Source organism: Sphingobium sp. MK2 (assembly GCF_040170545.1).
In the GTDB taxonomy this organism is placed as follows: Bacteria; Pseudomonadota; Alphaproteobacteria; order Sphingomonadales; family Sphingomonadaceae; genus Sphingobium.
On sequence record NZ_JAZDXA010000004.1, the window covers coordinates 68,316 to 90,198 of the forward strand.

The 21,883-nt window shown below is 63.4% G+C and carries 17 protein-coding genes; 9 read left to right on the plus strand and 8 right to left on the minus strand.

Translation table 11 applies throughout. The features are described from left to right. The first annotated feature begins 60 nt into the window (after positions 1-60). From V2I08_RS03215 to V2I08_RS03230, 4 genes are read left to right on the plus strand one after another with little or no spacing between them, the layout of a single operon-like run. Positions 61-2,334, plus strand: coding sequence for an FdhF/YdeP family oxidoreductase (locus tag V2I08_RS03215; protein WP_349633884.1), 2,274 nt, complete (start codon positions 61-63; stop codon positions 2,332-2,334). After that, on the plus strand, positions 2,334-3,122 hold the full coding sequence (locus tag V2I08_RS03220) for a formate/nitrite transporter family protein (RefSeq protein ID WP_349633885.1): 789 nt from the start codon (positions 2,334-2,336) through the stop codon (positions 3,120-3,122). The genes V2I08_RS03215 and V2I08_RS03220 overlap by 1 nt, the downstream gene beginning before the upstream one ends. Before the next feature lie 47 nt (positions 3,123-3,169). Then, a complete protein-coding gene (locus tag V2I08_RS03225) occupies positions 3,170-3,865 on the plus strand; it encodes a cytochrome c oxidase assembly protein (RefSeq protein WP_349633886.1) in 696 nt (231 codons plus the stop codon). Next, entirely contained in the window at positions 3,862-4,353 is a 492-nt protein-coding gene (locus V2I08_RS03230) for a CopD family protein (protein ID WP_349633887.1), read from the plus strand. The genes V2I08_RS03225 and V2I08_RS03230 overlap by 4 nt, the downstream gene beginning before the upstream one ends. Here V2I08_RS03230 and V2I08_RS03235 read toward each other — a convergent pair. Next, positions 4,320-4,838 (minus strand): DUF2231 domain-containing protein, encoded by a 519-nt coding sequence (locus V2I08_RS03235; protein WP_349633888.1) that lies wholly within the window; start codon positions 4,836-4,838, stop codon positions 4,320-4,322. The two genes, V2I08_RS03230 and V2I08_RS03235, sit on opposite strands and share 34 nt — an antisense overlap. Positions 4,839-4,868: 30 nt before the next feature. Here V2I08_RS03235 and coxB point away from each other — a divergent pair, with 30 nt between their 5' ends. From coxB to V2I08_RS03260, 5 genes are all read left to right on the plus strand, one after another. Next, on the plus strand, positions 4,869-5,513 hold the full coding sequence (gene coxB, locus V2I08_RS03240; RefSeq protein ID WP_349633889.1) for a cytochrome c oxidase subunit II: 645 nt from the start codon (positions 4,869-4,871) through the stop codon (positions 5,511-5,513). Beyond that, entirely contained in the window at positions 5,510-8,011 is a 2,502-nt protein-coding gene (gene ctaD / locus V2I08_RS03245) for a cytochrome c oxidase subunit I (RefSeq protein ID WP_349633890.1), read from the plus strand. The genes coxB and ctaD overlap by 4 nt, the downstream gene beginning before the upstream one ends. Continuing rightward, entirely contained in the window at positions 8,008-8,319 is a 312-nt protein-coding gene (locus tag V2I08_RS03250) for a hypothetical protein (RefSeq protein WP_349633891.1), read from the plus strand. The genes ctaD and V2I08_RS03250 overlap by 4 nt, the downstream gene beginning before the upstream one ends. Positions 8,320-8,407: 88 nt before the next feature. Next, entirely contained in the window at positions 8,408-9,631 is a 1,224-nt protein-coding gene (argJ, locus tag V2I08_RS03255; RefSeq protein WP_349633892.1) for a bifunctional glutamate N-acetyltransferase/amino-acid acetyltransferase ArgJ, read from the plus strand. Beyond that, entirely contained in the window at positions 9,631-10,431 is an 801-nt protein-coding gene (locus tag V2I08_RS03260; protein ID WP_349633893.1) for an inositol monophosphatase family protein, read from the plus strand. Before argJ ends, V2I08_RS03260 begins: the two co-directional genes overlap by 1 nt. Positions 10,432-10,452: 21 nt before the next feature. On the opposite strand, the gene trxA is transcribed toward V2I08_RS03260, so the two are convergent. From trxA to V2I08_RS03295, 7 genes are read right to left on the minus strand one after another with little or no spacing between them, the layout of a single operon-like run. Further along, positions 10,453-10,773 carry a thioredoxin TrxA gene (gene trxA, locus V2I08_RS03265; RefSeq protein ID WP_069066681.1) on the minus strand — a complete coding sequence of 107 codons (321 nt, stop codon included), beginning with the start codon at positions 10,771-10,773 and terminating at the stop codon, positions 10,453-10,455. A gap of 30 nt (positions 10,774-10,803) precedes the next feature. Then, the gene (addA, locus tag V2I08_RS03270; protein ID WP_349633894.1) at positions 10,804-14,241 is read right to left on the minus strand and encodes a double-strand break repair helicase AddA; all 3,438 of its coding nucleotides are present in this window, start codon (positions 14,239-14,241) and stop codon (positions 10,804-10,806) included. After that, the gene (gene addB / locus V2I08_RS03275; protein WP_349633895.1) at positions 14,222-17,194 is read right to left on the minus strand and encodes a double-strand break repair protein AddB; all 2,973 of its coding nucleotides are present in this window, start codon (positions 17,192-17,194) and stop codon (positions 14,222-14,224) included. Before addB ends, addA begins: the two co-directional genes overlap by 20 nt. Further along, positions 17,187-17,897, minus strand: a complete 711-nt coding sequence (locus V2I08_RS03280) for a nucleotidyltransferase family protein (RefSeq protein ID WP_349633896.1) — start codon at positions 17,895-17,897, stop codon at positions 17,187-17,189. Before V2I08_RS03280 ends, addB begins: the two co-directional genes overlap by 8 nt. Next, complete coding sequence (locus tag V2I08_RS03285) at positions 17,894-18,880, minus strand: phosphotransferase (RefSeq protein ID WP_349633901.1); 987 nt, start codon at positions 18,878-18,880, stop codon at positions 17,894-17,896. Before V2I08_RS03285 ends, V2I08_RS03280 begins: the two co-directional genes overlap by 4 nt. Beyond that, positions 18,877-19,335 carry a tRNA (adenosine(37)-N6)-threonylcarbamoyltransferase complex ATPase subunit type 1 TsaE gene (gene tsaE, locus V2I08_RS03290; protein ID WP_349633897.1) on the minus strand — a complete coding sequence of 153 codons (459 nt, stop codon included), beginning with the start codon at positions 19,333-19,335 and terminating at the stop codon, positions 18,877-18,879. Before tsaE ends, V2I08_RS03285 begins: the two co-directional genes overlap by 4 nt. Beyond that, positions 19,328-21,673, minus strand: coding sequence for a PAS-domain containing protein (locus V2I08_RS03295; protein ID WP_349633902.1), 2,346 nt, complete (start codon positions 21,671-21,673; stop codon positions 19,328-19,330). Before V2I08_RS03295 ends, tsaE begins: the two co-directional genes overlap by 8 nt. Positions 21,674-21,883 lie beyond the last annotated feature (210 nt).

The following is a 21,883-nucleotide window of genomic DNA, read 5'->3' on the forward strand; positions in this document are numbered from 1 at the left end:
TAACGGAACCAACATGGCCGCGAGGGCTTACCCTATAGGATCAAGCATGTCGGAGCCTATATGACGAACCCTCCCGAAACAGTCGACTATGACAATGCGACGGGCGGATGGGGGTCATTGCGCGGCATGGGCAGCACCGCGCTGGGCGAAAAATCCACGCCCGGCGCGTTGGAGACATTGCGTAGCCAGAACAAGACTGGCGGTTTCATGTGTACAAGCTGTGCCTGGGGCAAGCCCAAACATCCCCATGCTTTTGAATTTTGCGAAAATGGCGCGAAGGCGACCCTGTGGGAATTGACCACGCATCGTTGTACCCCGGAATTTTTTGCCAAACATAGCGTGACCGAACTGCGCGGTTGGAGCGATCATGATCTTGAGCATGAGGGCCGCCTGACGCATCCCATGCGCTATGACGCCGCGAGCGATCATTATGTGCCATGTAGTTGGGAGGAAGCCTTTTCCACGATCGGCGCAGAATTGCAGGCGATCGACCCCAAGTCGGCAATTTTCTATGCGTCCGGTCGCGCCAGTCTGGAAACCTCCTATCTCTACGCGCTGTTCGCGCGGCTTTATGGGCATAATAATCTGCCTGACAGTTCCAATATGTGCCACGAAACCACGTCGGTCACACTGAACAGTTTGATCGGTTCGCCGGTTGGAACATGCGTTCTTGACGATTTTGAACAATGCGATGCGATTTTCTTTTTCGGGCAGAATACCGGCACCAATAGCCCACGGTTCCTGCATCCGCTGCAAAAGGCGGTCGAGCGCGGCTGCAAGGTCGTCACCTTCAATCCCATTCGGGAAAAGGGACTGATCGAGTTCGTCAATCCGCAACGGCCAACGCAAATGCTGACCGGCAACGGCACGCAGATTAGTTGCCAATATCTGCAGGTGCGCGCCGGGGGCGACATCGCCGCGATCATGGGGCTGTGCAAATATGTGTTGGCCGAAGACGCGCGCCGGGGCGGGACGTTGATCGACCGGGCCTTCATCGCTGAACATTGCCAGGGCTTCGAGGCGTTTCGGGCCAAGGCGGATGCTACGACATGGGTCCGGATCGAGCAGGAATCAGGGCTTACTCGCGCCGATATCGAGGAAGCGGGACGGGTCTATGTAGAAGCCGAACGGGTGATCGGCGTCTATGGCATGGGTCTGACGCAGCATGTCCATGGCTTTGAGAATATCGCCATGCTCGTCAATCTTCTGTTGATGCGCGGCCATATCGGCCGTCCTGGTGCGGGCATATGCCCGGTTCGCGGCCATTCTAACGTGCAGGGCCAACGCACGGTGGGCATTTCCGAAAAACCCGAACTGGTCCCGCTCGACAAGTTTGCCGAGCAGTTCGACTTCGATCCGCCGCGCGACAAGGGCATGACAACTGTGGAAGTATGCGAAGGCGTGCTGGATGGCAGCGTTCAGGCCTTTATCGGCCTGGGTGGCAACTTCCTGCGCGCAATTCCCGATCAGGCCCGGATCGAACCCGCCTGGGAGAAAATGCGTCTGACCGTTCAGATCTCCACCAAATTGAACCGGGGACATTTGTTCAATGGCAGGATCGCCTATCTTCTTCCCTGCCTGGGCCGCAGCGAAGAGGATCTGCAGGCGGGAGGACCGCAGACGGTCACTATTGAAGACAGTTTCAGCCACATCCATGCTTCCATTGGTCATCGCAAACCGGCCAGCGAGCATCTGAAATCAGAGATGGCGATCGTTGCGGGCATCGCAAAGGAGACGCTGCCTCCTAATCCCAAGGTGCGCTGGGACGAATGGACGGCAGACTATAGTCTGGTCCGCGATCTGATCGCCGAGACTTATCATGAAGAATTTCATGATATGAACGCACGCATTTTTGAACCGGGCGGCTTTTATCGGGGCAATAGCGCGCGGGAGCGAATTTGGAAAACCGAAAGCGGGAAAGCCCAGTTCACCGCGCCTGATATGCTCGCTGCTACAGACGTAGCGGACGATGATGGCCGATATCGGCTCGTAACGGTCCGCTCCAACGACCAGTTCAACACCACCATATATGGCTATAGCGACCGCTTGCGCGGCATAGAAGGCAAACGGAATGTCGTGCTGATCAATCCAGCCGACATGGCGAGGGCGGGTCTGACCGAAGGCCAGCGCGTGTCGCTGACCGGGGACGCGGGCGATGGCCATGCGCGTCGCATCGACGATCTGGAAATCATCCCCTTCGACCTGCCCGACGGGACGATCGTGGGCTATTATCCAGAACTTAATCCCCTGATAGCGCTGCATCATCACGACCGCCATTCCAAGACCCCGGCAAGCAAGGCCGTGCCGGTGCGCATAGAGCCATCCGCAAGATAATGGCCGAGGCGATTTTCGACGATCCCGTTGGCGAAAAAATAGCGGCCGCTGCGCCGGAGATGTTGGCGGACAAGGCAAAGAAGCCTTGGGCGCGAATGCTGGTGCTGGCGATATTGGCTGGTGCGTTCATTGCTTTTGGATCAATCGCCGCGCTCGTGGCGCAGGCTGATATGGGAGATGGCGGTGCGGTGCGGCTCTTATCCGGGCTTGCCTTTTCCGTGGGCCTGATGATGGTTATGATCGTTGGGGCTGAACTGTTCACCGGCAACACGATGATGCTGCTGCCGATGACGACCGGCGCTCTGAAACCAGGCCGGATGTTCGGGGCATGGACGCTGGTATGGTTCGGCAATCTTATCGGTGCGCTTGTCATCGCCCTGTTATTCGCGGGCAGCGGCGGCCTTGGTGATGGCGTTGGTGAAGCAGCGATCACCTTGGCCGATGACAAGCTGGCCAAATCGCCCGCTGCCATCTTCTGCTCGGCCATCCTTGCGAACATGCTGGTGTGCCTCGCGGTCTGGATGTCCATGAATGCGCGCACCATCACCGGCAAGGCGGTTTCCATTCTAGGCCCAGTCATGATTTTCGTGGCTGCTGGCCTGGAACATTCCATCGCCAATATGTCGCTGCTTCCCTTGGGATGGCTGGCAGCACCGGGCGCAAGCCCCGACTTGATTGGCGGACTTTTGAACCTCGCCTTCAGCACGGTGGGCAATGTCATCGGTGGCGGTGCCGTTGCGGTCGCTATCGCCTTTGGACATGATAGGCTTCGACAGTCGGCTGGGTGAAGGACAGGGTTTGATCGAGGGGACATATGATTGAGGGAACTGGGGTAATGACAAGCTATTGCGGAACCGCCCCATCGCCTGATGAATGGATCGGTCGCTGGAACTTCGATCCGCTATTGTTACTGGCGCTGGCATTATGCGCCGCCTTTGCGCTGCGGACGAAGCATCCGCAGCTTGCTCTGGGCGGTGTCGCGATATTGGCGCTGGCATTTGTTTCGCCGCTCTGCGCCCTGAGCGTCGCCCTGTTTTCTGCGCGCGCCCTTCATCACATCCTGCTGGTTGCGGTCGCTGCGCCGCTCATCGCACTGGCCTCCCCCTCCCGCCATGTCCAAGGCTTGGGCCTGCCGCTCCTCGCGGCTACAGCAACGCTTTGGTTGTGGCATGTCCCATCATTCTATGATCGGGCGTTGATGGACAGCCCAACCTATTGGCTGATGCAGGCGAGTCTGTTTTCCACGGCGCTTTGGTTCTGGCGGGCGTTGTTCAGCGCGCCTGCGGTGCCAGCGACGCTCGCCGCGATCCTCGCCATGGTGCAGATGGGGATGTTGGGGGCCTTGCTGACATTCGCGACGCAGCCGCTTTATAAGGCGCATGTCGGCACGACGCTGCAATGGGGATTGGATCAATTGGCCGATCAGCAGCTTGCCGGTCTCATCATGTGGGCGCCAGGCATCATTCCCTATGCGATCATCGCGGGGTTGATTGGGCGACGTCTGTGGACACGGGCGGAAATGGCGGCATGATTGTATTGCTCAAACTGCTGCATATCGCGGCCCTGTCGATCTGGTGCGCGGGATTAGTGGCGTTGCCGCTGCTTTTGGCGAAGCATGACCAGGATCATCAGCAAGCCACTTTCTCCCGGCTGCGGATATTGACGCATCGCGCCTATGTCGGCGTGGTGACGCCGGCGGCGGTCATCGCCATCGCGATGGGCACTGCCCTCATCTTCCTGCGCGGCGTGTTCGTGCCCTGGATGTTCGCCAAGCTGGTCGTGGTGGGATTGCTGGTCCTGCTCCATGCGTGGATCGGCCATGTCACGCTCAATATGGGTGAGCGGCAGGGCAATTATGAGCCGCCCAGCGCGGTGCTACTCGTCACCATGTCGCTGGCCGTCATGAGCGCCATATTGGTGCTGGTGCTGGCCAAGCCATTGCTGAGCGATACGCTTGCGCCGACCTGGCTGACCACGCCGATGGATCAGCCCTTGCCGGTCGATGAGGTGCCGATGTGATAGTCGAACACCAGCTTGCCGCCATGCCAGCCCGTAATCGCCGTAAACCCCGCGGCGAAGGCGGAGAGCATTATGCCCCAGGGCAACACTGCCTGTTCATATCCAATGCCCAGGCGATAGCCCCAGTTCGCGCCCAGAATCGAGAGCAGCATCACGGCGATGACGAAATGGGTCCAACTCGCCGCACGGGCACGAATACCCGGCACGAGCAGCAATTCGACCGTGCCCGAAAGGCCAGCAAGCAAGCCGAACAAAAAGCCCATTCCACTGGCCCACAAGGCCGCGCGCGCCCAGAAAATGTCGCCTGTCCACCAGTAAAAGCCGTCAGCCCCCAAGGTACACATGGTCAGCGCAATCGGAAAAGCCACCAGCATGGCGTGGATCGGGTGACCGGCAATCGCGATCTGCGATTCCGTGCGATGAAAATGCGGTTGAGCCGAAATCGGATCGACCAGCGCGTCGTCGGATTGAATGTCCTTGTCCATGGCCCTGCTTTGCACCGAATAATGGCCTTGATGCCAGCATTGATTGTCGGCGGTTGCGGCGGACCGTTGTCAACGCTGGATGTCGCGGGGCCGGCCGCTGGTCATATCGCGACATTATGGTGGGTCATGCTGGGCGGGTCGGCGCTATTGACGCTGTTGACGCTGGGCTTGCTGGCGCTGGCTTTTCGGCGCGGTCCTCGCGGCGCGCGAAATAGTGGTCTGTGGATCGGCTGGCTTGGCCTCGCGATGCCCAGCGTCATATTGATCGCGCTGTTGGGCTATGCGCTGATGCTGGGAGAACGCACCATTGCGCGACCGTCCAGCGATGTCGTGACTGTCGAGGCAACCGGGCATCAATGGTATTGGACGTTCCGCCAGCCCGGCGCAAACGGGACGATCGCAACCCGTGATATTCTGCATATTCCAGCGGGACAGCCGGTGGACGTGCGCATCGCCTCCGCTGATGTGATCCACAGTTTCTGGGTGCCGCGGCTGGGTGGCAAGATGGACGCGATACCGGGCCTGACGAATATCCTGCGGATAGAAGCGAGCGATCCCGGCCTGTTCGAGGGGCAATGCGCCGAATTTTGCGGCCTGAACCACACCGCCAATCGTTTCCGGGTGATGGCGCATGATGCCGAAAGCTGGGCAGCGTTCCAGCGGGGGGAAGAATGACTAATATGACGACGCTGCAACGGCACCGGGCGCTGACAGCGATATGGGGGACGCCGAAGGGGTGGCGCGGGACCATCAGTTCGGTCAATCATTCCGATATCGGCAAGCGCTTCATCCTGGCGGCCTTTGCCTTCTTCGCGATCGGCGGCGTGCTGGCCATGCTGATCCGGGCGCAACTGGCGACGCCCGGCAGCGCTTTTGTCGGTCCGGCCATCTACAACCAGCTCTTCACGATGCACGGCAGCATCATGATGTTCCTGTTCGCCATCCCCATGTTCGAGGGATTGGCGCTCTATATGCTGCCCAAGATGCTGGGCAGCCGCGACATGGCCTTTCCGCGCCTGTCGGCCTATGGCTGGTGGTGCTATCTGTTCGGCGGAACGATCCTGATCGCGGCGCTGGCATTTGGGGTGGCACCCGATGGCGGCTGGTTCATGTACACGCCGCTATCCTCCAAAGCCTATACGCCGGGCATAAATGCCGATGTCTGGCTGCTGGGCATCACCTTCGTCGAGATTTCGGCGATTGCGGCGGCTGTTGAGATTACGGTGTCCATTCTCAAGCTGCGCGCGCCGGGCATGAGCCTTGACCGAATGCCGCTGTTCGCCTGGTATCTGCTCATCACGGCCCTGATGATGATCGTGGCATTTCCGCCGCTCATCCTTGGGTCCATTTTGCTCGAAGTGGAACGCGCGTTCGACTGGCCATTTTTCGATGCGGCGCGTGGCGGCAGCGCGCTTTTGTGGCAACATCTTTTCTGGCTGTTCGGGCATCCCGAAGTCTATATCATCTTTCTGCCAGCCGCCGGTGTGGTGTCCACTGTACTGCCCGTCATGGCCCGCACCGATATCCTCGGCTATGGCTGGATCGTCGCTGCCTTGCTGGCGCTGGCCTTCTTAAGTTTCGGCCTGTGGGTGCATCATATGTTCACCACGGGCATCCCGCATATGGCGCTCGGATTCTTCTCGGCCGCATCTGCGCTCGTGGCGGTGCCGACCGCCGTGCAGATATTCGCCTGGATCGGCACATTATGGAGCGGTCGCCCAGAACTGAAGCTACCCATGCTCTATCTGCTTGGCTTTTTCATCGTCTTCGTGCTGGGTGGACTGACCGGCGTCATGCTGGCCATGGTCCCCTTCGACTGGCAGGCGCATGACAGCTATTTCGTGGTCGCCCATCTCCATTATGTGCTGGTCGGCGGGTTCATCTTTCCGATGCTCGCCGGGGCTTATTACTGGCTACCCCATTTTACCGGGCGCGCGCGCGTTCAGCAGTTGGGCGAGGCAGCCTTCTGGCTGATCCTCATAGGTTTCAACATGACCTTTTTCCTGATGCACCTGACCGGATTGCTGGGGATGCCGCGCAGAATCTATACATATTCCGACGAAATGGGCTGGACCTGGCTCAACCTCCTGTCGTCGGTCGGCAGCTTCATCATGACGTTCGGCTTCGCGCTTTTTGCAATCGACGTTCTGCTTCAGATTTTCATGTCGCGCCGCACCCGCCGAAACCCCTGGCACGCGGGCACGCTCGAATGGGCCATGCCGATCCCCGCGACGGCCTATAACATCGCCAGCCAGCCCCAGATTACGGGGCGAGAGCCACTTCGCGACGACCCCGATCTCGCGCTGAAGCTGGCGCGGGGTGAGGGATATCTGGCCGAAGCGAGATATGGCTGGCGCGAGACGATGGCGGTGGATACGACCAGCGGGGCGATCGACCATGTTGTCATTCTGCCAGGCAATAGCCGTTTGCCGCTAATAACCGCAGCCGTGACCGGATGTTTTTTCCTGTCGTTGCTGTTGGGCTATTATTGGCTCGCGCTACTCCCCCTTGCAGGCGTTACAATCATGGCCTGGCAGTGGCTATGGGCGCTTGGCGCACGATCGGATGTGGGGCCGGTATCCATTGGTTGCGGCCAGTCGGCCCCGGTTCATCGGGAGGCGCATGGCGGACCGGGCTGGTGGGGAAGTCGTTTGCTGCTGGTGGCCGATGGCACGCTGTTCTCGTCACTCCTGTTTGGTTATGCCTTTCTGTGGGTCATCGCCCCTAACTGGCCGCCTCCGGCTTTGATTGACGGTGGTGTGATATTTGGCCTGATCGCTGGGCTAGCTGTGTTGGCCGGTGCCCTGTTGGCGCAACGGGTTCACCGCGTCTTGATGACGGGCGCTTTGGCAATAGCCCGGCGGATCATGAGGATGGCGGCCGCGGCGCAGGTCGTTGCTATCGTGGCGCTTGTCGCGTTGGGGATAACCGCCCTGCCCTCGCCGACCAGCCATGCCTATGCCGCTGCAAGCTGGGCGCTGATCGTCTATGCGGGGGTGCATGCGTTCATGGCGCTTTTCTGTGCGATCTTCCTGCATGCCCGGATCGGCGCGGGCTATGTCTCCGTGGCTCGGTCGCAGGAATCAACGATAACCCGGATGTTCGCCACTTATGGCGCGGTGGTGACGATCATCGTGCTGTCGTGCCTGTTCGTGCCTATGGTGCTGACATGAGGATGCTGGGGCGCGTGACGGTCGGCCTATGGCTGTGGGCTTTGGCCTTTTCGCTTCTTTATGCCCTCCACGGTATTGGCTGCGCGGGCGGATGGCATGGCTGGCCTCTGCCCGGCGGTTCGGCGTTCCGGTGGACGATGGTCGTCACCTGGGTCTGTTTCGCGCTAGGCGGTGTTGTGGTGCTCCGCTGGGCCGCACGGCTGCCAAAAGGATTGGAACGACGCCTGGCAACCGTGTCCGCACTGGTGGGCCTCGCTGGCACCATCATAACCGGATCGCCCGTTATCTTCACCTCCGCCTGCGTTTGACGGCATCTGGCATCGAAACGAAAAACTTGTTTGTTCCGGGGCACGGCCTGCCTAAAGGAGCACCCATCGACTTTATAGCGAGACACAGATGCAGCGCTCCCCCCTCGCCCCCGCCTATTTTCCTGTCTTGCCGCCCATCGCCGGCGTGACGCTGCGCGTGGCGCAGGCGCGCTACAAGGATTGGGACCGTTGCGACCTGACCTATATCGAACTGGATGCAGGCACGGCGGTTGCGGGCGTGACGACACAAAGCCTGTGCCCATCGCCAGAGGTCGAATGGTGTCGCGATGCCATTCCATTGGGGTCTGCGCGGGCGCTGGTGGTCAATGCTGGCAATGCCAATGCCTTTACCGGCCATCGCGGACGCGCAGCGGTGGAAGCGATTGCGGCGAAGGTCGCCAACCATTTGGGCTGCCTGCCTTCCGACGTGCTGATTTCATCGACCGGGGTGATTGGTGTGCCCCTGCCCATCGACAAGGCCGAAGCAGGGCTGGAAGCAGCGTTCGACGCAGCGCCTTGCGACTGGGAGGCAGCCGCCACCACCATCGGCACAACCGACACTTATGCCAAGGGTGCCCATGTTTCCGCGATGATCGGCGACACGCGCGTAGAACTGGTCGGCATCATCAAGGGATCGGGCATGATCGCCCCGGATATGGCGACGATGCTGGGCTATATCTTCACCGACGCGGCGATCGATCCGGCCCTACTTCAACAAATGTTGTCGGCGGCGAACAAGCGGACATTTTCCTGCATCACGGTCGATAGCGATACCTCGACCAGCGACACGGTGCTGGCCTTTGCCACCGGCAAGGCGGGCAATGCGCCGATCACCAGCATGGACGATGCGGGGGCGGATGCCTTCCACGCCGCGCTGTCGGACATTTGCCGCCAACTCGCGCATCTGGTCGTGCGCGATGGCGAAGGTGCGACTAAATTCGTCGAGATCAGCGTCGAAGGCGCGGTGAGCGACGAAAGCGCGCATCGCATCGGCCTGTCGATCGCCAATTCGCCGCTGGTCAAGACGGCGCTTGCGGGTGAGGATGCCAATTGGGGCCGGATCGTCATGGCCATCGGCAAGGCCGGCGAACCGGCCGATCGCGATCTTCTGTCGATCCGCTTTGGTGCCACGCAGGTAGCGACCGGCGGCCTGGCGGTCGAAGGCTATGACGAGGCGCCCGTCGCCGCGCATCTCAAAGGGCAGGATATCCAAATCGGCGTCGATCTGGGACTGGGCGAGGGCCGTGCGACGGTGTGGACCTGTGACCTGACGCATGGCTATATCGCGATCAACGCGGACTATCGTAGCTGATGCAACTCGATATCCATAGGCCTGTAGTCGACCTGATGCGTGATGTCGCGCGCGACATCGTCATGCCCCGCTATCGTAATCTGGCAAGCCATGAAATCAGTGCCAAGGCGGCAGCCGACGATCTGGTCACCATCGCTGACAAGGAAAGCGAGCTTCGTCTGGCCGAAGGACTGACCGCGATCCTACCCGAAGCCGGGATCATCGGCGAAGAAGCCTGCGCGGCAGACCCGACGATCCTTTATCGGGCGGGCGACGGATTGAACTGGATCATCGACCCGATTGACGGCACTGGCAATTTCGCGGCGGGCCATCCACCCTTCGGCATCATGATCGCGCTCGTTGATGGCGGCGCGACACTGGCGGGTTGGATACTCGACCCACTGACTGGTCGCTTGTGCCATGCCATGCTGGGCGGGGGCAGCCATATTGACGGCGAACAGGTGCAGGCGCGCGAGAGCGGCGGCGACTTGCCGATCGCGGCGCTGGCGGTCTATTTCATGACGCCGGAGGAACGGGCGGACATTCAGCAGCGGTCGCATAACCGCTTCGCGCTGGTGGACATTCCACGTTGTGCCGCCGAACAATATCCTCGGTTGGTGCTGGGGCAGAATGATGTGTCGGTATTCGCTCGGACGCTGCCGTGGGACCATGCCGCAGGCACATTGTTCCTGAACGAAGCGGGCGGCTGCTGCCAGCGGCTCGATGGGTCGCCGTATCTCGTTGGCGACACGCGCCGGGGACTGCTGGGTGCGTCCTCGCCGCGTTTGTGGGACAGGGCAGCGGAGATCTTGTTCCGCTAACCCTGCCCGCCTGCATCGATCTTACAGGACGCTTTCCAGCCAGCTTTTGAGCGCGCTCTTGGGCGCTGCGCCGACCTTGGTCGCCGCGGCCTCGCCATTTTTGAACAGGATCATCGTCGGGATGCCGCGCACGCCATATTTGCCGGGTGCATCGGGGTTTTCGTCGATATTGACCTTTGCGATCACCACCTTGTCGCCCAGTTCCTCGGAAATTTCCTCCAGAGCCGGGCCGATCATCTTGCACGGACCGCACCATTCGGCCCAGAAATCAACAAGCACGGGCTTGTCGGCGTCGATCACATCCTGCTGAAAGCTGGCGTCGGTTACTGCCTTGGTGGCCATGTCTTTATTCTCCTTGCGTTGCTTGGCTATCTAGGACGCCTGCTCGCCCGGCTCAACGGGCGGGAGCGGCAAATTCTCCTGCGCGGGCACAAAGCCGGGCTTGTGCGCCGCGAGCAGTTCGGGCGGCAGGGTGATGAGACGCGGGGCGCTGGTGTAGAGCAATCCCGCCTCGATCGCCCGGTCGGGGAAGATGACTTGCAACGCGGCGACATAGGTCGCCATCTGGCGGACATGCGCCATCGGCACCTCGGCCAATGTCAGCGGCGCGACTCGCCCGGTCTTGAAATCGACGATCTGGACACGATCCGCGCCGACGCACAGCCGGTCCACCGTTCCCGCAATCACCGCTTCGCCCACCACTGCCGCGATCGGCGCTTCGGCAAGTGCGTCCGGCCCGAACAGTCCGGCGAAATCGGGCGCGTCGATCACGCGCAAGGCCTGGTTGATTACCTCTTGGCGCAGCGCTGCGTCGTCAACGCCTTGCTGGACCAGCCAGCGGTCGGCCGCGTCCCGGCGGCGATCGATCGGCACGGCGGGCAATCGCTCGAACAGCGCATGGAGCCAGCGGCCCCGGTCAGCCGCCGCGCGCATCGCCGGTGTCGGCGGCGGATAGGGCTGTTCATCCTCGACCGCGGCTGATGGCGCGAGCGGACGTGGTGGGCGCGCCTCCACCGGCGCAGGCTGGCGAAGCCATGTTGGTTCGGCCACGCTATCGCGCATCTCAGCCACCTCCGTATCGGCCTTTGCGCGCGGCAGGCTTTCCGTCCCCCGCCAGCGGCGCGCCTGGCCCCAGATCGGGTCGTCTTCACACGGCGCACCAAGCGATTCCATCGCCGCCTCGACCGCGCCATACCAGCTTTCCGGCTTCACCTGCCCCTTGGCCGCCGGGCCAAGCGATCCGGCAACGACCAGCCGCTCCTCCGCCCGCGTCAGCGCGACATAGAGCAGCCGCCAATGTTCCTGCCGCTCGACCCGCGCCGCCTCTTCGGCAAGGTCACCGATCGGCCCTTGCCGTTCAGGCTTGCGCGGCGGCAGGATCGGCAAGCCGTTCCATTCCAGCCCATCCATCCGGTTGCCCGCATCGGGATCGAGGCAGGCATCGGCAAGAATGACGATGGGGGCCTGCAAGCCCTTGGCCCCATGTACGGTCAACAGCCGCAGATTGTCCCCCTGCGCCGCGGCATCGCGCACGATGTCCACCTCGCCCCGGTCGAACCAGTCGATGAACCGCTGAAGCGAAGGGTGGTCGTCCTGCTCGAACCCCAGCGCCGCATTCAGCAATTCCTCGATCGGGTCCGCCGCTTCGGTGCCCAGCCTGTCGATCAGGCGACGGCGGCCATCCATCGGCCCAGACAGGATCGCTTCCAAATAGCGATAGGGCGTCGAAAAATCCGCTACCGCCAGCAGGTCGCGCAAGGGCTGGAGCAAGCCATCGTCCAGAGAGTGGGTCAGGTGCCGCCACAATCCGCCCCGCCGACCGATCAGCCGGGTCATGAGGTCGTCCTGGGTCCAGCCGATCAGGGGCGATACCAGCAGCGCGGCGAGGTTGAGATCATCCTCCGGCTGCACCGCAAAGCGGAGCGCGGCGAGCAAATCGCGCACGGCGAGCGGCGCATTGAGCCGCAGTCGGTCGATCCCCGCAACCGCGACCTTTTCCTCATAGAGGCGGGCGACGATCAACCGCGCCAGTTCATTGCGGCGGCGCACCAGGATCATGATGTCGCCCGCACGCACCGGGCGCCCCCGGCTTTCGAGCATCAGCCCGTCGTCGATCCAGCTCTTGATCTGGCGCGCGATATTCTCCGCCAGCTTGCGTTCCTGATCGGCGGCCCAATTTTCTTCGCCCTCGGCATCGTCGGACAGGCCCGCGATCACCGGCTTCCACAATTGCACTTCGCCGGGATGGAGATTGGCGCTGATGTGCCGCACATCGCCGGGTTCCAGCCCCAGCCGCCCTGCATCAAGGGTCGCGATGGTACGATCCACCACGTCCAGCACGGCGGGCGTGGAGCGGAAACTATGGTCCAGCGACAGGTCGTGGAGCCGGTGGCCCGAATGGTCGGCATCACGCTGGAACAGGATTTGCGCAGCGGCGAAATTGGCGGGGCTGGTCCCCTGAAAGCCGAAGATTGCCTGTTTGAAATCGCCAACTGTGAAGATGGTGCGGATTTTTTCGCCCGCTTCCCATTCGGTTGCGAAAAACTCTTCGGACAGCGTGCGAACGATGCGCCATTGCGCGGCATTGGTGTCCTGCGCCTCATCCACCAATATATGGTCGATCCGCTGGTCGAGCTTGTAGCGAATCCATTCGGCGATGCCATCCTGTTCCAACAGGCGGGCCGCACGGGCGATCAGATCCTCAAAATCGACGGCCCCGGCCAGCCGCTTGCCCTCGGCATAGGCCATGGCATAGGCGCGTCCGGCATGAAGTCCCTGCGCCAGCAAAGCGGCATAATCAGCACGGGCCTTGGTTGCGAGCAGTTCGGCGCAGCGCGTGTGCAGGCGAGTGGACAAGGCACCATAGCCGTCGTCCGGCGGCACCCAGCCCTTGGCCTCGATCAGATCACCATCGGTTTTCGCCCAGGCGCGGTGCAGATCGGCCAGGGTCGCCGCGCGGGTGGCAGGATTGGCAGCGCGCCAGGCAGCGATCCGGTCACAGCGTTCAAGACCCCGCCCCTTGCCCCAGACGACATTGGCGGCGACCAGCGCAGACAAGGTCCGCATGTCGAAGACATCGTCGGAACATTGGTCAGCAAGCCATTGATCAATATCGCCCTCCGGCAGATCGAACTGGCCCGCGAGCCAAGGCGCGATCGGATCTGGCAGCGCCGCCAGCGCATCGACGCGCGCGGCGCAGCGCAGCAGGAAATGTTCCGCACCACCCTCGCCCAGCCGCAGGCTGATCGCCTGCAGCGCGCCGATCAGTGCGCCATCGCCCTGCTCCTGCGCCCGAACCGCCATGTCGGCCAAGGTTTGCCGCGCCAATGCGCTCTGTTCGCGCTGGTCGAGCGGGCGGAAGCCGGGCACCAGGTCCGCCTCCAGCGGAAAGGCGGTCAGCAATTGCTGGCAAAAGCCATGAATGGTCTGGATGCGCAGGCCACCACCCGTTGATTCCAGCACTTCGGCGAACAGGCGGCGGGCACGCTCACGGGCATCGGGGCCGGACTCTTCGCCCAAAGCCTCAAGGTCAGCGAACAACCCCTTGTCATCCATCTGCACCCAGGCGGCGAGCCGGTCATGGATGCGATCGGCCATTTCCGCCGCGCCTGCCTTGGTGAAGGTCAAACACAGGATATTTTCCGGGCGCACGCCCTGCAGCAGCAGGCGGAAGACGCGCGCGGTAAGCACATGGGTCTTGCCCGTGCCGGCCGATGCGGACAGCCAGACATGGGCGTCGGGCGCGGCGGCCTGCGCCTGATTGCCGAGCAGCTTCTGGAGTGGGCGCGCCTTAGCCATCGTCGCGGCCATACCATTCCTCCAGCCGCATGAGCTGGTCATAATCGCCATAATTGGCAACTTCCGGGTTGAGTTGCGCGGTAAAGGGCGCGGTGCCAAGCAGATAGTCCGCCACCAATCCACTGAATTGCTCATGGGCATGGGCGGTGAAGCTGGACGTGACGATCTTGCCACGGCTGCCTGTCAGATCGACCGGACTTTCGCGATAGCCGAACTGGTCGCCCTTCTTGGCAAGCGACCAATATTCGAAGTCGGCCGCACGCGGCTGATCACCAAGCCCATCAAAACCGCCCATCTCGGCGATGACGCCCAGCAGGCCGAGTTGCAGCGAATAGCCCGCCTTGACCATCTTGGCGCTGGGCGGTTTGCCGGTCTTATAGTCGATGACGCCTAACGTGCCGTCGGGCAAGCGGTCGATCCGGTCGGCCTTGCCCATTAGCGTAACCTCGGCGACCTCCGCCCTACCTTCGCGCTCGACCGCCAATATCGTGCGTCCTGCCGCCTTGTCCTTGGCGACCTCCGCCGCGATCCAGCGGATCGCTTCCATCAGGCGCGGTTGCCACAGGGCTTTGAGCAAGGGATGGACTTCGGGCCGGTCGAACATCGCCTGCGCACGCGCTTCCAGGTCAGCGGGATCGAGCGTGCCCGCCTCCGCCCAATGCTGGAGGATTTCATGCACCGCCGTCCCGCGCCAGGCCGGTCCCGCATCGGCATCGACCGGATCGAGCCGGGCCAGGCGCAAGATGCGACGGGCGTAGAAGGCATAGGGGTCGGCCTTGAGCCGATCGACATCCGTCACCGGGATCAGCCTTGGCCGCACGGACAAAGGCGGCACCGGCGCGGGCCGCGAAGCCGGGTGATGGCCATCGGGCCGGTCGATCGCCTGCGCCAGCACGGCATAACGGTCGGCGCTTTTCCATTGCGGGCCGGACATGGCCTTCAACCGCAGCCAGAAGCGCGAAGCGACCGCCGGGCCACTGCCACCGCGCCGCGCACGGGTGATGAGGACATGGGGGACACCCAGCGCGCTGGCGAAATCATGCGCGGCCAGGCCAATGCGGGTTTCCAGCCCCGGCAGGCCCAATTCGCGCCGGATGCGCGGCGCAAGCCACGGGTCGGGCGCGGGCAGGCCGGGCCAGGTGCCTTCGTTAAGGCCACCCAGCACCATGAGATCGGCCTGTTGCAGCCGCGCTTCGATCAGGCCCAGAATCGCAATGCGCGGATGACCACCCTGGGGCGGACGCACCGACACGCCGCCCAGCATATGGTCGAGCAGAACGGGCAAAGCGCGCATGTCAGCCTGACGTGGCCCTTCGGGCGCAGCCGCCTCCATCTCGGCGAACAGATCGGCGGCGGCCTGCCCCTGATGCCCGGCCCAGATCGCGTCCCCCGTCAGCGCACCCGCTTGCTCGCGGATAGCGGCAAGCTGGCCCGACAGGTCGGGCGTCGCGAGGAATGCGCGCTCCAGCGGTTCGAGCAACGCGCGCGCCTGCGGCCACCAATCGCGCACCTGTTCGCGCAAGGCGCCTTGCCGGTCTTCATCCTCGCGCGGGCGCAATAATTGGTCGATGCCGATCAGCCCGGCCTGCGGACGCGGGCCGCGCAGCAGCAGATCAAGACCGCGCACGCCCTCCAGCCAGGCGAGACGCCCCGCCCCACGCATCACCAGCGGATGTTTGAGCAACGTCAGCAGCGCAACCGGGGCAAAGCGCTCCGCCACCGCCTGCGCCATCGCGATCAGCAGCGTACCGGGCGGCAGGCGAGAGAGCGGCAAGCCCGCCGAATCATCTGCCTCTATCCCCCAACGGCGCAGATGCGCGGACACGCGCGTCGCCAATTGCCGGTCTGGCGTCACCAAAGCTGCGGTCCGTCCCGGCGTTTCCAATGCCTCGCGCAGGGCAATGGCGATGGCTTGCGCCTCCTCGCCCGGCGTCGCGACATCCAGCGCCTCTACACCGGCAAGTGAGCGGTCGGCAGTCTTAAGGTCGCGCCAGCCGCTGGTCAGGCGCGGCGGCAGCATCGCATTGGAAATATTGCGCCCGCGCACCGCCCGCGCATCATGTTCGCTGCCCCAGCGCCATTGAGCCACATCGTCGCGTGTCGCGCTCATGGCGTGAAGCAGGCGCTTGAGCGCATATTGGGGATGGCTCTCATGCCCCGCGGGCGCACGGCCCGTCACCGGGTCAGGATCGAACGGGCCGATCGCCTGCCAGGCCGCATCGTCCATATGCTGGTCCAGCCCGGCGAACACCACCATGCCGCCCGGCATCTCGCCGATCCGGCGCAACAGTCCTGCCACGGCAGGGGCCGTGGTCGAAATACCCGCCGCGACGACGAAGCCAGAGGGCGGCGCGTTGGCCCAGCGTTTGGCCAGCCGATCGAACAGGCGATTGCGCCGATCGACCAGATCGATGCAGCCAAGCCGCGCCAGTTCGGCCGGCCAACGGGCAATGATAATCTCTAACAGGGTCAATGACTTCTGCCAATGACCTGACAATTCGTCTGAAAGGCTAAGCTTGCGCAGCGCGTCGGGGGTCAGCCGTTCGACCTGCATCTGGTCCAGCACCTGTCCCAGCGCCTGCCCCAGTTTCAGCGCCTGTCCGGCATCGATACCGGGTTGTGCCTGCTGTACCAAGCGAGCAAGGATCATCTGCCGCTGCATCGGCGCTATTGCAGGCGCGACGGGATGATCCTCGCCCAATGGATCAAGCGCCCCACCGACTTGCTCCCCTATGTCCGGGTCGCCGATCGGAATAAGCCGGGGGAGCAGCAATCCCCCGCCTGACGCGCGCACGAAAGCGTCGGCTACCGCCCGCACGCCGCGATTACTGGGCAACAGGATCATGCCTCGCGACAGCGCCAGCGGATCGCGTCCTTGCCGCGCCATGATGCCCGCGACAAGGGCGTCGGCAAAAGCGCGATGCGCGGGTATCGTGAAGAGTGCGGGGCGTCCGCGATCACCCATGGGCGAGCATGGCTTCGACCACCGGAATGGCCTGCGGCGTGCCGACGTCGAACCACAGCCCTTGGTGCGAAACACCATAGAGCCGCCCAGCGGCGATCGCGCGGGACCAGAAGATGTTGGTGGAAAAGACGTCGGCGGGCGGATCGACCAGCAGCGACGGGGACAGGATCTGTACCCCGGTAAAGACGAAGGGCGCGACATGCGCGCTTTTGCGTCGGGTCAGCCGCCCATTGGCGTCCATGTGGAAATCGCCCGGCCCGCTATGGCAGTTGGCCCGCGCCAGCGGCACCAGCAACAGCAGCGCGTCCATCCGATCGGCATCCCAATGGCGCTGCATCAGCGCCAGCGTGTCCTGTGGCCCGTCGATCCACAGATTGTCGCTATTGGCGCAGACGAAGGGCTTGTCGCCCAGCAGTGGCTTGGCGTGGACTAGACCACCGCCCGTCTCCAGCAATTTGGCGCGCTCGTCGGAGATCAGGAACTCCGTCCCGCCCTTGCGCGCGCGCAAATGCGCCTCGACCGTGTCGGCGAGATAATGGACGTTCACCACTACCTTGCGGATGCCGCCTGCTTCCAGCCGGTCGAGCGCATGATCCATCAAGGGCTGGCCCGCCACTTTGACCAGCGGCTTGGGCCGGGTGGCGGTCAGCGGACGCATCCGTTTGCCAAGGCCCGCCGCCATGAGCATCGCCGTGTCGATCATGCCGCCCGAAACTCCGTGAGCGCGTCATGGCGCTTGTCGGTCGGAATGTTCGCGGCGAACCAGTCGGCCACCGGGGCCAGTGCGGGATGCGCAAGATCGCGCTCCAGCAGGCCCCACATGCGCGGCAGATAGGAGAGGTAGCGCGGCTTGCCGTCCCGCTGCCACAGGCGGGTGAAGATGCCGATGATCTTGGCATTGCGCTGTGCGCCCAGCACCGCATATGCCGCGTCGAAATCAGCGGGCGGTTGCGCCACGGCCTTGTAATGCGCCAGCATCGCTGCCTCGACTTCCGGCGGCACATCGCGCCGCGCATCCTGCAACAATGACACGAGATCATAGGCGGGATGCCCCGCGAGCGCGTCCTGAAAATCGAGCAGGCCCAGGCCATGCGAGGTCGTCCGGTCGATCAGCATGATATTTTCGGCATGATAGTCGCGCAGCACCGTGACGGTCGGGCTGGCCGACTGCTCGACCTGCGGCAGCACGGCATCCCAGGCTGCAACATAAGCGTCCTGATCGACCGCGAGGCCGATCGCCGGGCAATACCATTCCGTCAGCAGCCCGACTTCGCGCTGATAAACGGCGCGGTCATAGGCAGGCACGGGCGCGGCAGGCAGGCGGTGCAGGTCGGCAAGCAGGTCGATCGCGCGGGCGTAGACGGCCATTTCGTCATCGGGCCGGGCATCTAGATGCTCCTTGACCCGCAGGTCGCCGAAATCCTCGATCAGCACCAACCCGTCGTCCAGGTCGCGCGCGAATATGCGGGGCGCGGCAAAGCCATCAGTCAGCAGATGTTCGGCGATGGCGATGAAAGGGCGGGGATCTTCGTGCGGCGGGGGCGCATCCATCAAAACGGCCCGGCGGCTGTCGTCGATGACGCGGAAGTAGCGGCGGAAAGAGGCGTCGCCGGCAAGCGGAAGGATGGCGGCGTCGCCCCAGCCCGCGCGGGCGAGGAAAGCGGGCGCGGCGGCGGGCGGGATCATAGCTGTGACCATCGCTCCGTCCAAGCGTCCGGCACGTCCGCTGTCAAGCGCCGTCCGCCATCCGAGTCGAACGCAATGGTCAATCCTAGCGCATGCGGCCACAGCGCATCGCCCAATCGATCAGGCCATTCGATGATCAACAGGCTGTCCATCAGATAGTCGCCGAGCGCCAGCTCGTCGGCCTCACGCGCGTCGTCGAGCCGGTAGAGATCGACATGCGCGACCGGCAGGCGGACTTCGGGCACGTCATAGGGCTGGACGATCGCGAAACTCGGACTCGGCGCCTCGCCTTCCAGTCCCAACGCTTCGAGGATGCCACGCGCCAGCGTTGTCTTGCCCGCGCCCAGCCCGCCATAAAGCGCGATCACATCGCCAATGCGCGCCTGCCCCGCGAGGCGCTGGCCAAGGTCAAGCATCGCCGCTTCGTCGGCCAGATGGATGGCGCGGTCAGCCACGCGGCAATTCGATCACGATCATGGTCCCCTGCCCCGCTTCGGACACCAGTTGCAGCGTGCCGCCATGTGCCTGCGCCAGTTGGCGGGCGAGCGGCAGGCCGATGCCCGCACGGCCCCCGGCCCGCGCCTGACCCGCGCGCGCGGTCGGATCGAAAATCGCATCCTGCTGGGCGGCCGGAATGCCGGGGCCATTGTCCGAAATGACGATCCGCGCCTTGTCGCCGCTGCCATCGCCGTGCAGCAATACGCGCGCGCCCTTGCCGCAATGGGCCAGTGCATTGTCGAGCAGGTGATCGATCGCCTGGCCGATGCGCCGCGCGTCGCCCTGCACCACGCCCAGACTGTTTTCCAGTGAAACGGCGAGGTCAATGCCCTTGGCCTTCGCGTCGGCGCTCAGCCGGTTGGCGCTTTCTCGCGCCACGGCCGCCAGATCAACGGGCGCACGGTCGATCGGCAGGGTGCCCGCCTCGCCCTGGGTCAGGTCCAGCACATTGTCGATCAGCATGGCGAGGCGGCCTGTGCTCTGAAGGATGCCATCGACATAGTCCTTGGCCGATGGGCTGAGTTCGCCAGCATAACCCGCGCTCATCATCTCGGCAAAGCCAGCGATGGTCGTCAGCGGAGTGCGCAGTTCATAGCTCATATTGGTGACGAAGGCGGTCTTGACCTGATCCGCCTGCTCCAGCGCTTCGTTGCGGTCGCGCAGCACCTGCTCCACCCGGCGGCTGTCCGTCACGTCCAGCATGGTGAACAGCGCATTGCCGTCGGGCAGCGGAATAGCAGCAAATTCGAAGATGCGTCCATCGGCGAAACCGACATGGCCCGCGCGCTGCTTGCGCTCGATCGTGGCGGCGCGGACCAGTTCGCGGACCAGATTGGCCTGTTGTGGCTTGGCTAGCCGCGCCTGCACGTCGCGCATCAGGTCGTCGATACGGGGGTGCTTGGCCAGCATCTCTTCCGTCGCGCCCCAAATGCTGCGGAACCGGCTGTTCCACATCTGCAGCCGCCCGTCGGACGAAAATACGCCGATCGATTCGAACAGATTGTCGAAAGTCGCCGTCCGCACCCGCAACAGCGTGTCGCGCGCGCTCGACAATTGCACCTGCTCGGTGCGATCCTCGAAGATCAGCAGCAGGCCGCCATCGGGCAAGGGCTGCGCATAGACGCGCAAATGGGTGCCGTCCTGCAACAGCCAATTTTCCTCACGCGGGTCGGGCGACAGGAACCAGTCGCGCCGTTCCGCGCGCCAGGCAGGAAAATCGCGATGTTCGGGAATGCGCCGCGCGTCGCGCATCTGATCGAGCACCCGCTCGAACAAGGGCGAATCGGCCAGTTGCTCTTGACGCAGCGCGAACAGGCTGATGAAAGGCTGGTTCCAGAAGCGCAACGCCCGGTCGGGGCCAAAACGGGCCACGCCAGCCGACAGCCGATCAAGCAAGTCGCGCTGCGCCGCTTCCAGTCGACGATGCTCCACCCGTGCCTGTTCCAGTTCATGCTGGTCCATCGCATAGCCCGCGACCCCGGCAACGCCGAGCGGCACGTCGACCACGCGCATCGTGCGCCGTTCGCCGTCAATGGTTGCTGGCACCATACGGGCGATCGGTTCGTCCTGCGCCACGGCCTCGGCTGCGGCGGATTGCGGGGAAAGGCCACCCACAGGCTCGACCAGTTCGATGCCCTGCGCGATGACGTCATGGGCGCTGCCACCGTCCACGGCGTGGACATAGGCGCTGTTGACAAGGCTGAGGCGAAGGTCGGGGGTCCGGTGCCACATCGGGAAGGGCGCAGCTTCGACCAGCCCTGCGAGCGCTTCGAGCGCGTCGCTAAGCTGGCCGACCTTGCTTTGGAGCGAACGTATTTCCGCTTGGCTGTCGGTTGCGTCGAATATCCACAACACCACGCCGCCACTGGAGGCCAGTTCCGGTGCGGCCGACGCACCGCGCACCAACAGCAAACGCGAAGACCCTGTCCCCCGCACTGGCAGCGAGAAGCTCTTGCCAGCGCGTTGCGCCGACGCAATCTCACCGGCAAGCGCTGCCGCATCTTCCGGCTCCAGCCCGCCATCGGCTGCCGTGAGTTCGGAGGCAAAGTTGGGGACGCGCGGCTTGCCAAGCCATTTTGCCAGGCGATCGGCCGCTTCCATACGTCCATCGGGGTGAATGATGACGGGCGCGGCGGGCGCTGAAACCAGCAATGTTGCGAGGCGATCAAACTTGCCTTGGGCCTGCATGCCCTCGCGGCGCATTCGCTGTCCACTGGCAAGCGCCCAAACGGCCGCCGCCAGCCATCCGGCCAGCACGACACCCAATATGATGGCGGCAAGGGGACTGAGCGTCATCATGACGCCATCTCTCCCTTTCGCCGAACCTGCCTGTCCCTGTTCATAATTACGCCCCGACTATCGCAAGTCGGGCGCAGCGGGAAGCGGGGATGCAAAGAATTGATAATAGAATGACGGCAGGGCTTGATAAAGCAAATCAAACGAAATCCTCCCCCTGTGGGGGAGGTGGCAGCACGAAGTGCTGACGGAGGGGTGTCACCCTATCGA

Bases quoted from the DNA above. Each gene is read 5' to 3' on its own strand.
- V2I08_RS03280 (WP_349633896.1), bottom strand. From the start codon at position 17,897: ATGATCGACACGGCGATGCTCATGGCGGCGGGCCTTGGCAAACGGATG.
- V2I08_RS03215 (WP_349633884.1), top strand. From the start codon at position 61: ATGACGAACCCTCCCGAAACAGTCGACTATGACAATGCGACGGGCGGA.
- V2I08_RS03235 (WP_349633888.1), bottom strand. From the start codon at position 4,838: ATGGACAAGGACATTCAATCCGACGACGCGCTGGTCGATCCGATTTCG.
- trxA (WP_069066681.1), bottom strand. From the start codon at position 10,773: ATGGCCACCAAGGCAGTAACCGACGCCAGCTTTCAGCAGGATGTGATC.
- V2I08_RS03225 (WP_349633886.1), top strand. From the start codon at position 3,170: ATGACAAGCTATTGCGGAACCGCCCCATCGCCTGATGAATGGATCGGT.
- addB (WP_349633895.1), bottom strand. From the start codon at position 17,194: ATGGGTGATCGCGGACGCCCCGCACTCTTCACGATACCCGCGCATCGC.
- V2I08_RS03260 (WP_349633893.1), top strand. From the start codon at position 9,631: ATGCAACTCGATATCCATAGGCCTGTAGTCGACCTGATGCGTGATGTC.
- V2I08_RS03250 (WP_349633891.1), top strand. From the start codon at position 8,008: ATGAGGATGCTGGGGCGCGTGACGGTCGGCCTATGGCTGTGGGCTTTG.
- V2I08_RS03295 (WP_349633902.1), bottom strand. From the start codon at position 21,673: ATGACGCTCAGTCCCCTTGCCGCCATCATATTGGGTGTCGTGCTGGCC.
- argJ (WP_349633892.1), top strand. From the start codon at position 8,408: ATGCAGCGCTCCCCCCTCGCCCCCGCCTATTTTCCTGTCTTGCCGCCC.
- V2I08_RS03220 (WP_349633885.1), top strand. From the start codon at position 2,334: ATGGCCGAGGCGATTTTCGACGATCCCGTTGGCGAAAAAATAGCGGCC.
- ctaD (WP_349633890.1), top strand. From the start codon at position 5,510: ATGACTAATATGACGACGCTGCAACGGCACCGGGCGCTGACAGCGATA.
- V2I08_RS03230 (WP_349633887.1), top strand. From the start codon at position 3,862: ATGATTGTATTGCTCAAACTGCTGCATATCGCGGCCCTGTCGATCTGG.
- coxB (WP_349633889.1), top strand. From the start codon at position 4,869: ATGCCAGCATTGATTGTCGGCGGTTGCGGCGGACCGTTGTCAACGCTG.
- addA (WP_349633894.1), bottom strand. From the start codon at position 14,241: ATGGCCGCGACGATGGCTAAGGCGCGCCCACTCCAGAAGCTGCTCGGC.
- V2I08_RS03285 (WP_349633901.1), bottom strand. From the start codon at position 18,880: ATGATCCCGCCCGCCGCCGCGCCCGCTTTCCTCGCCCGCGCGGGCTGG.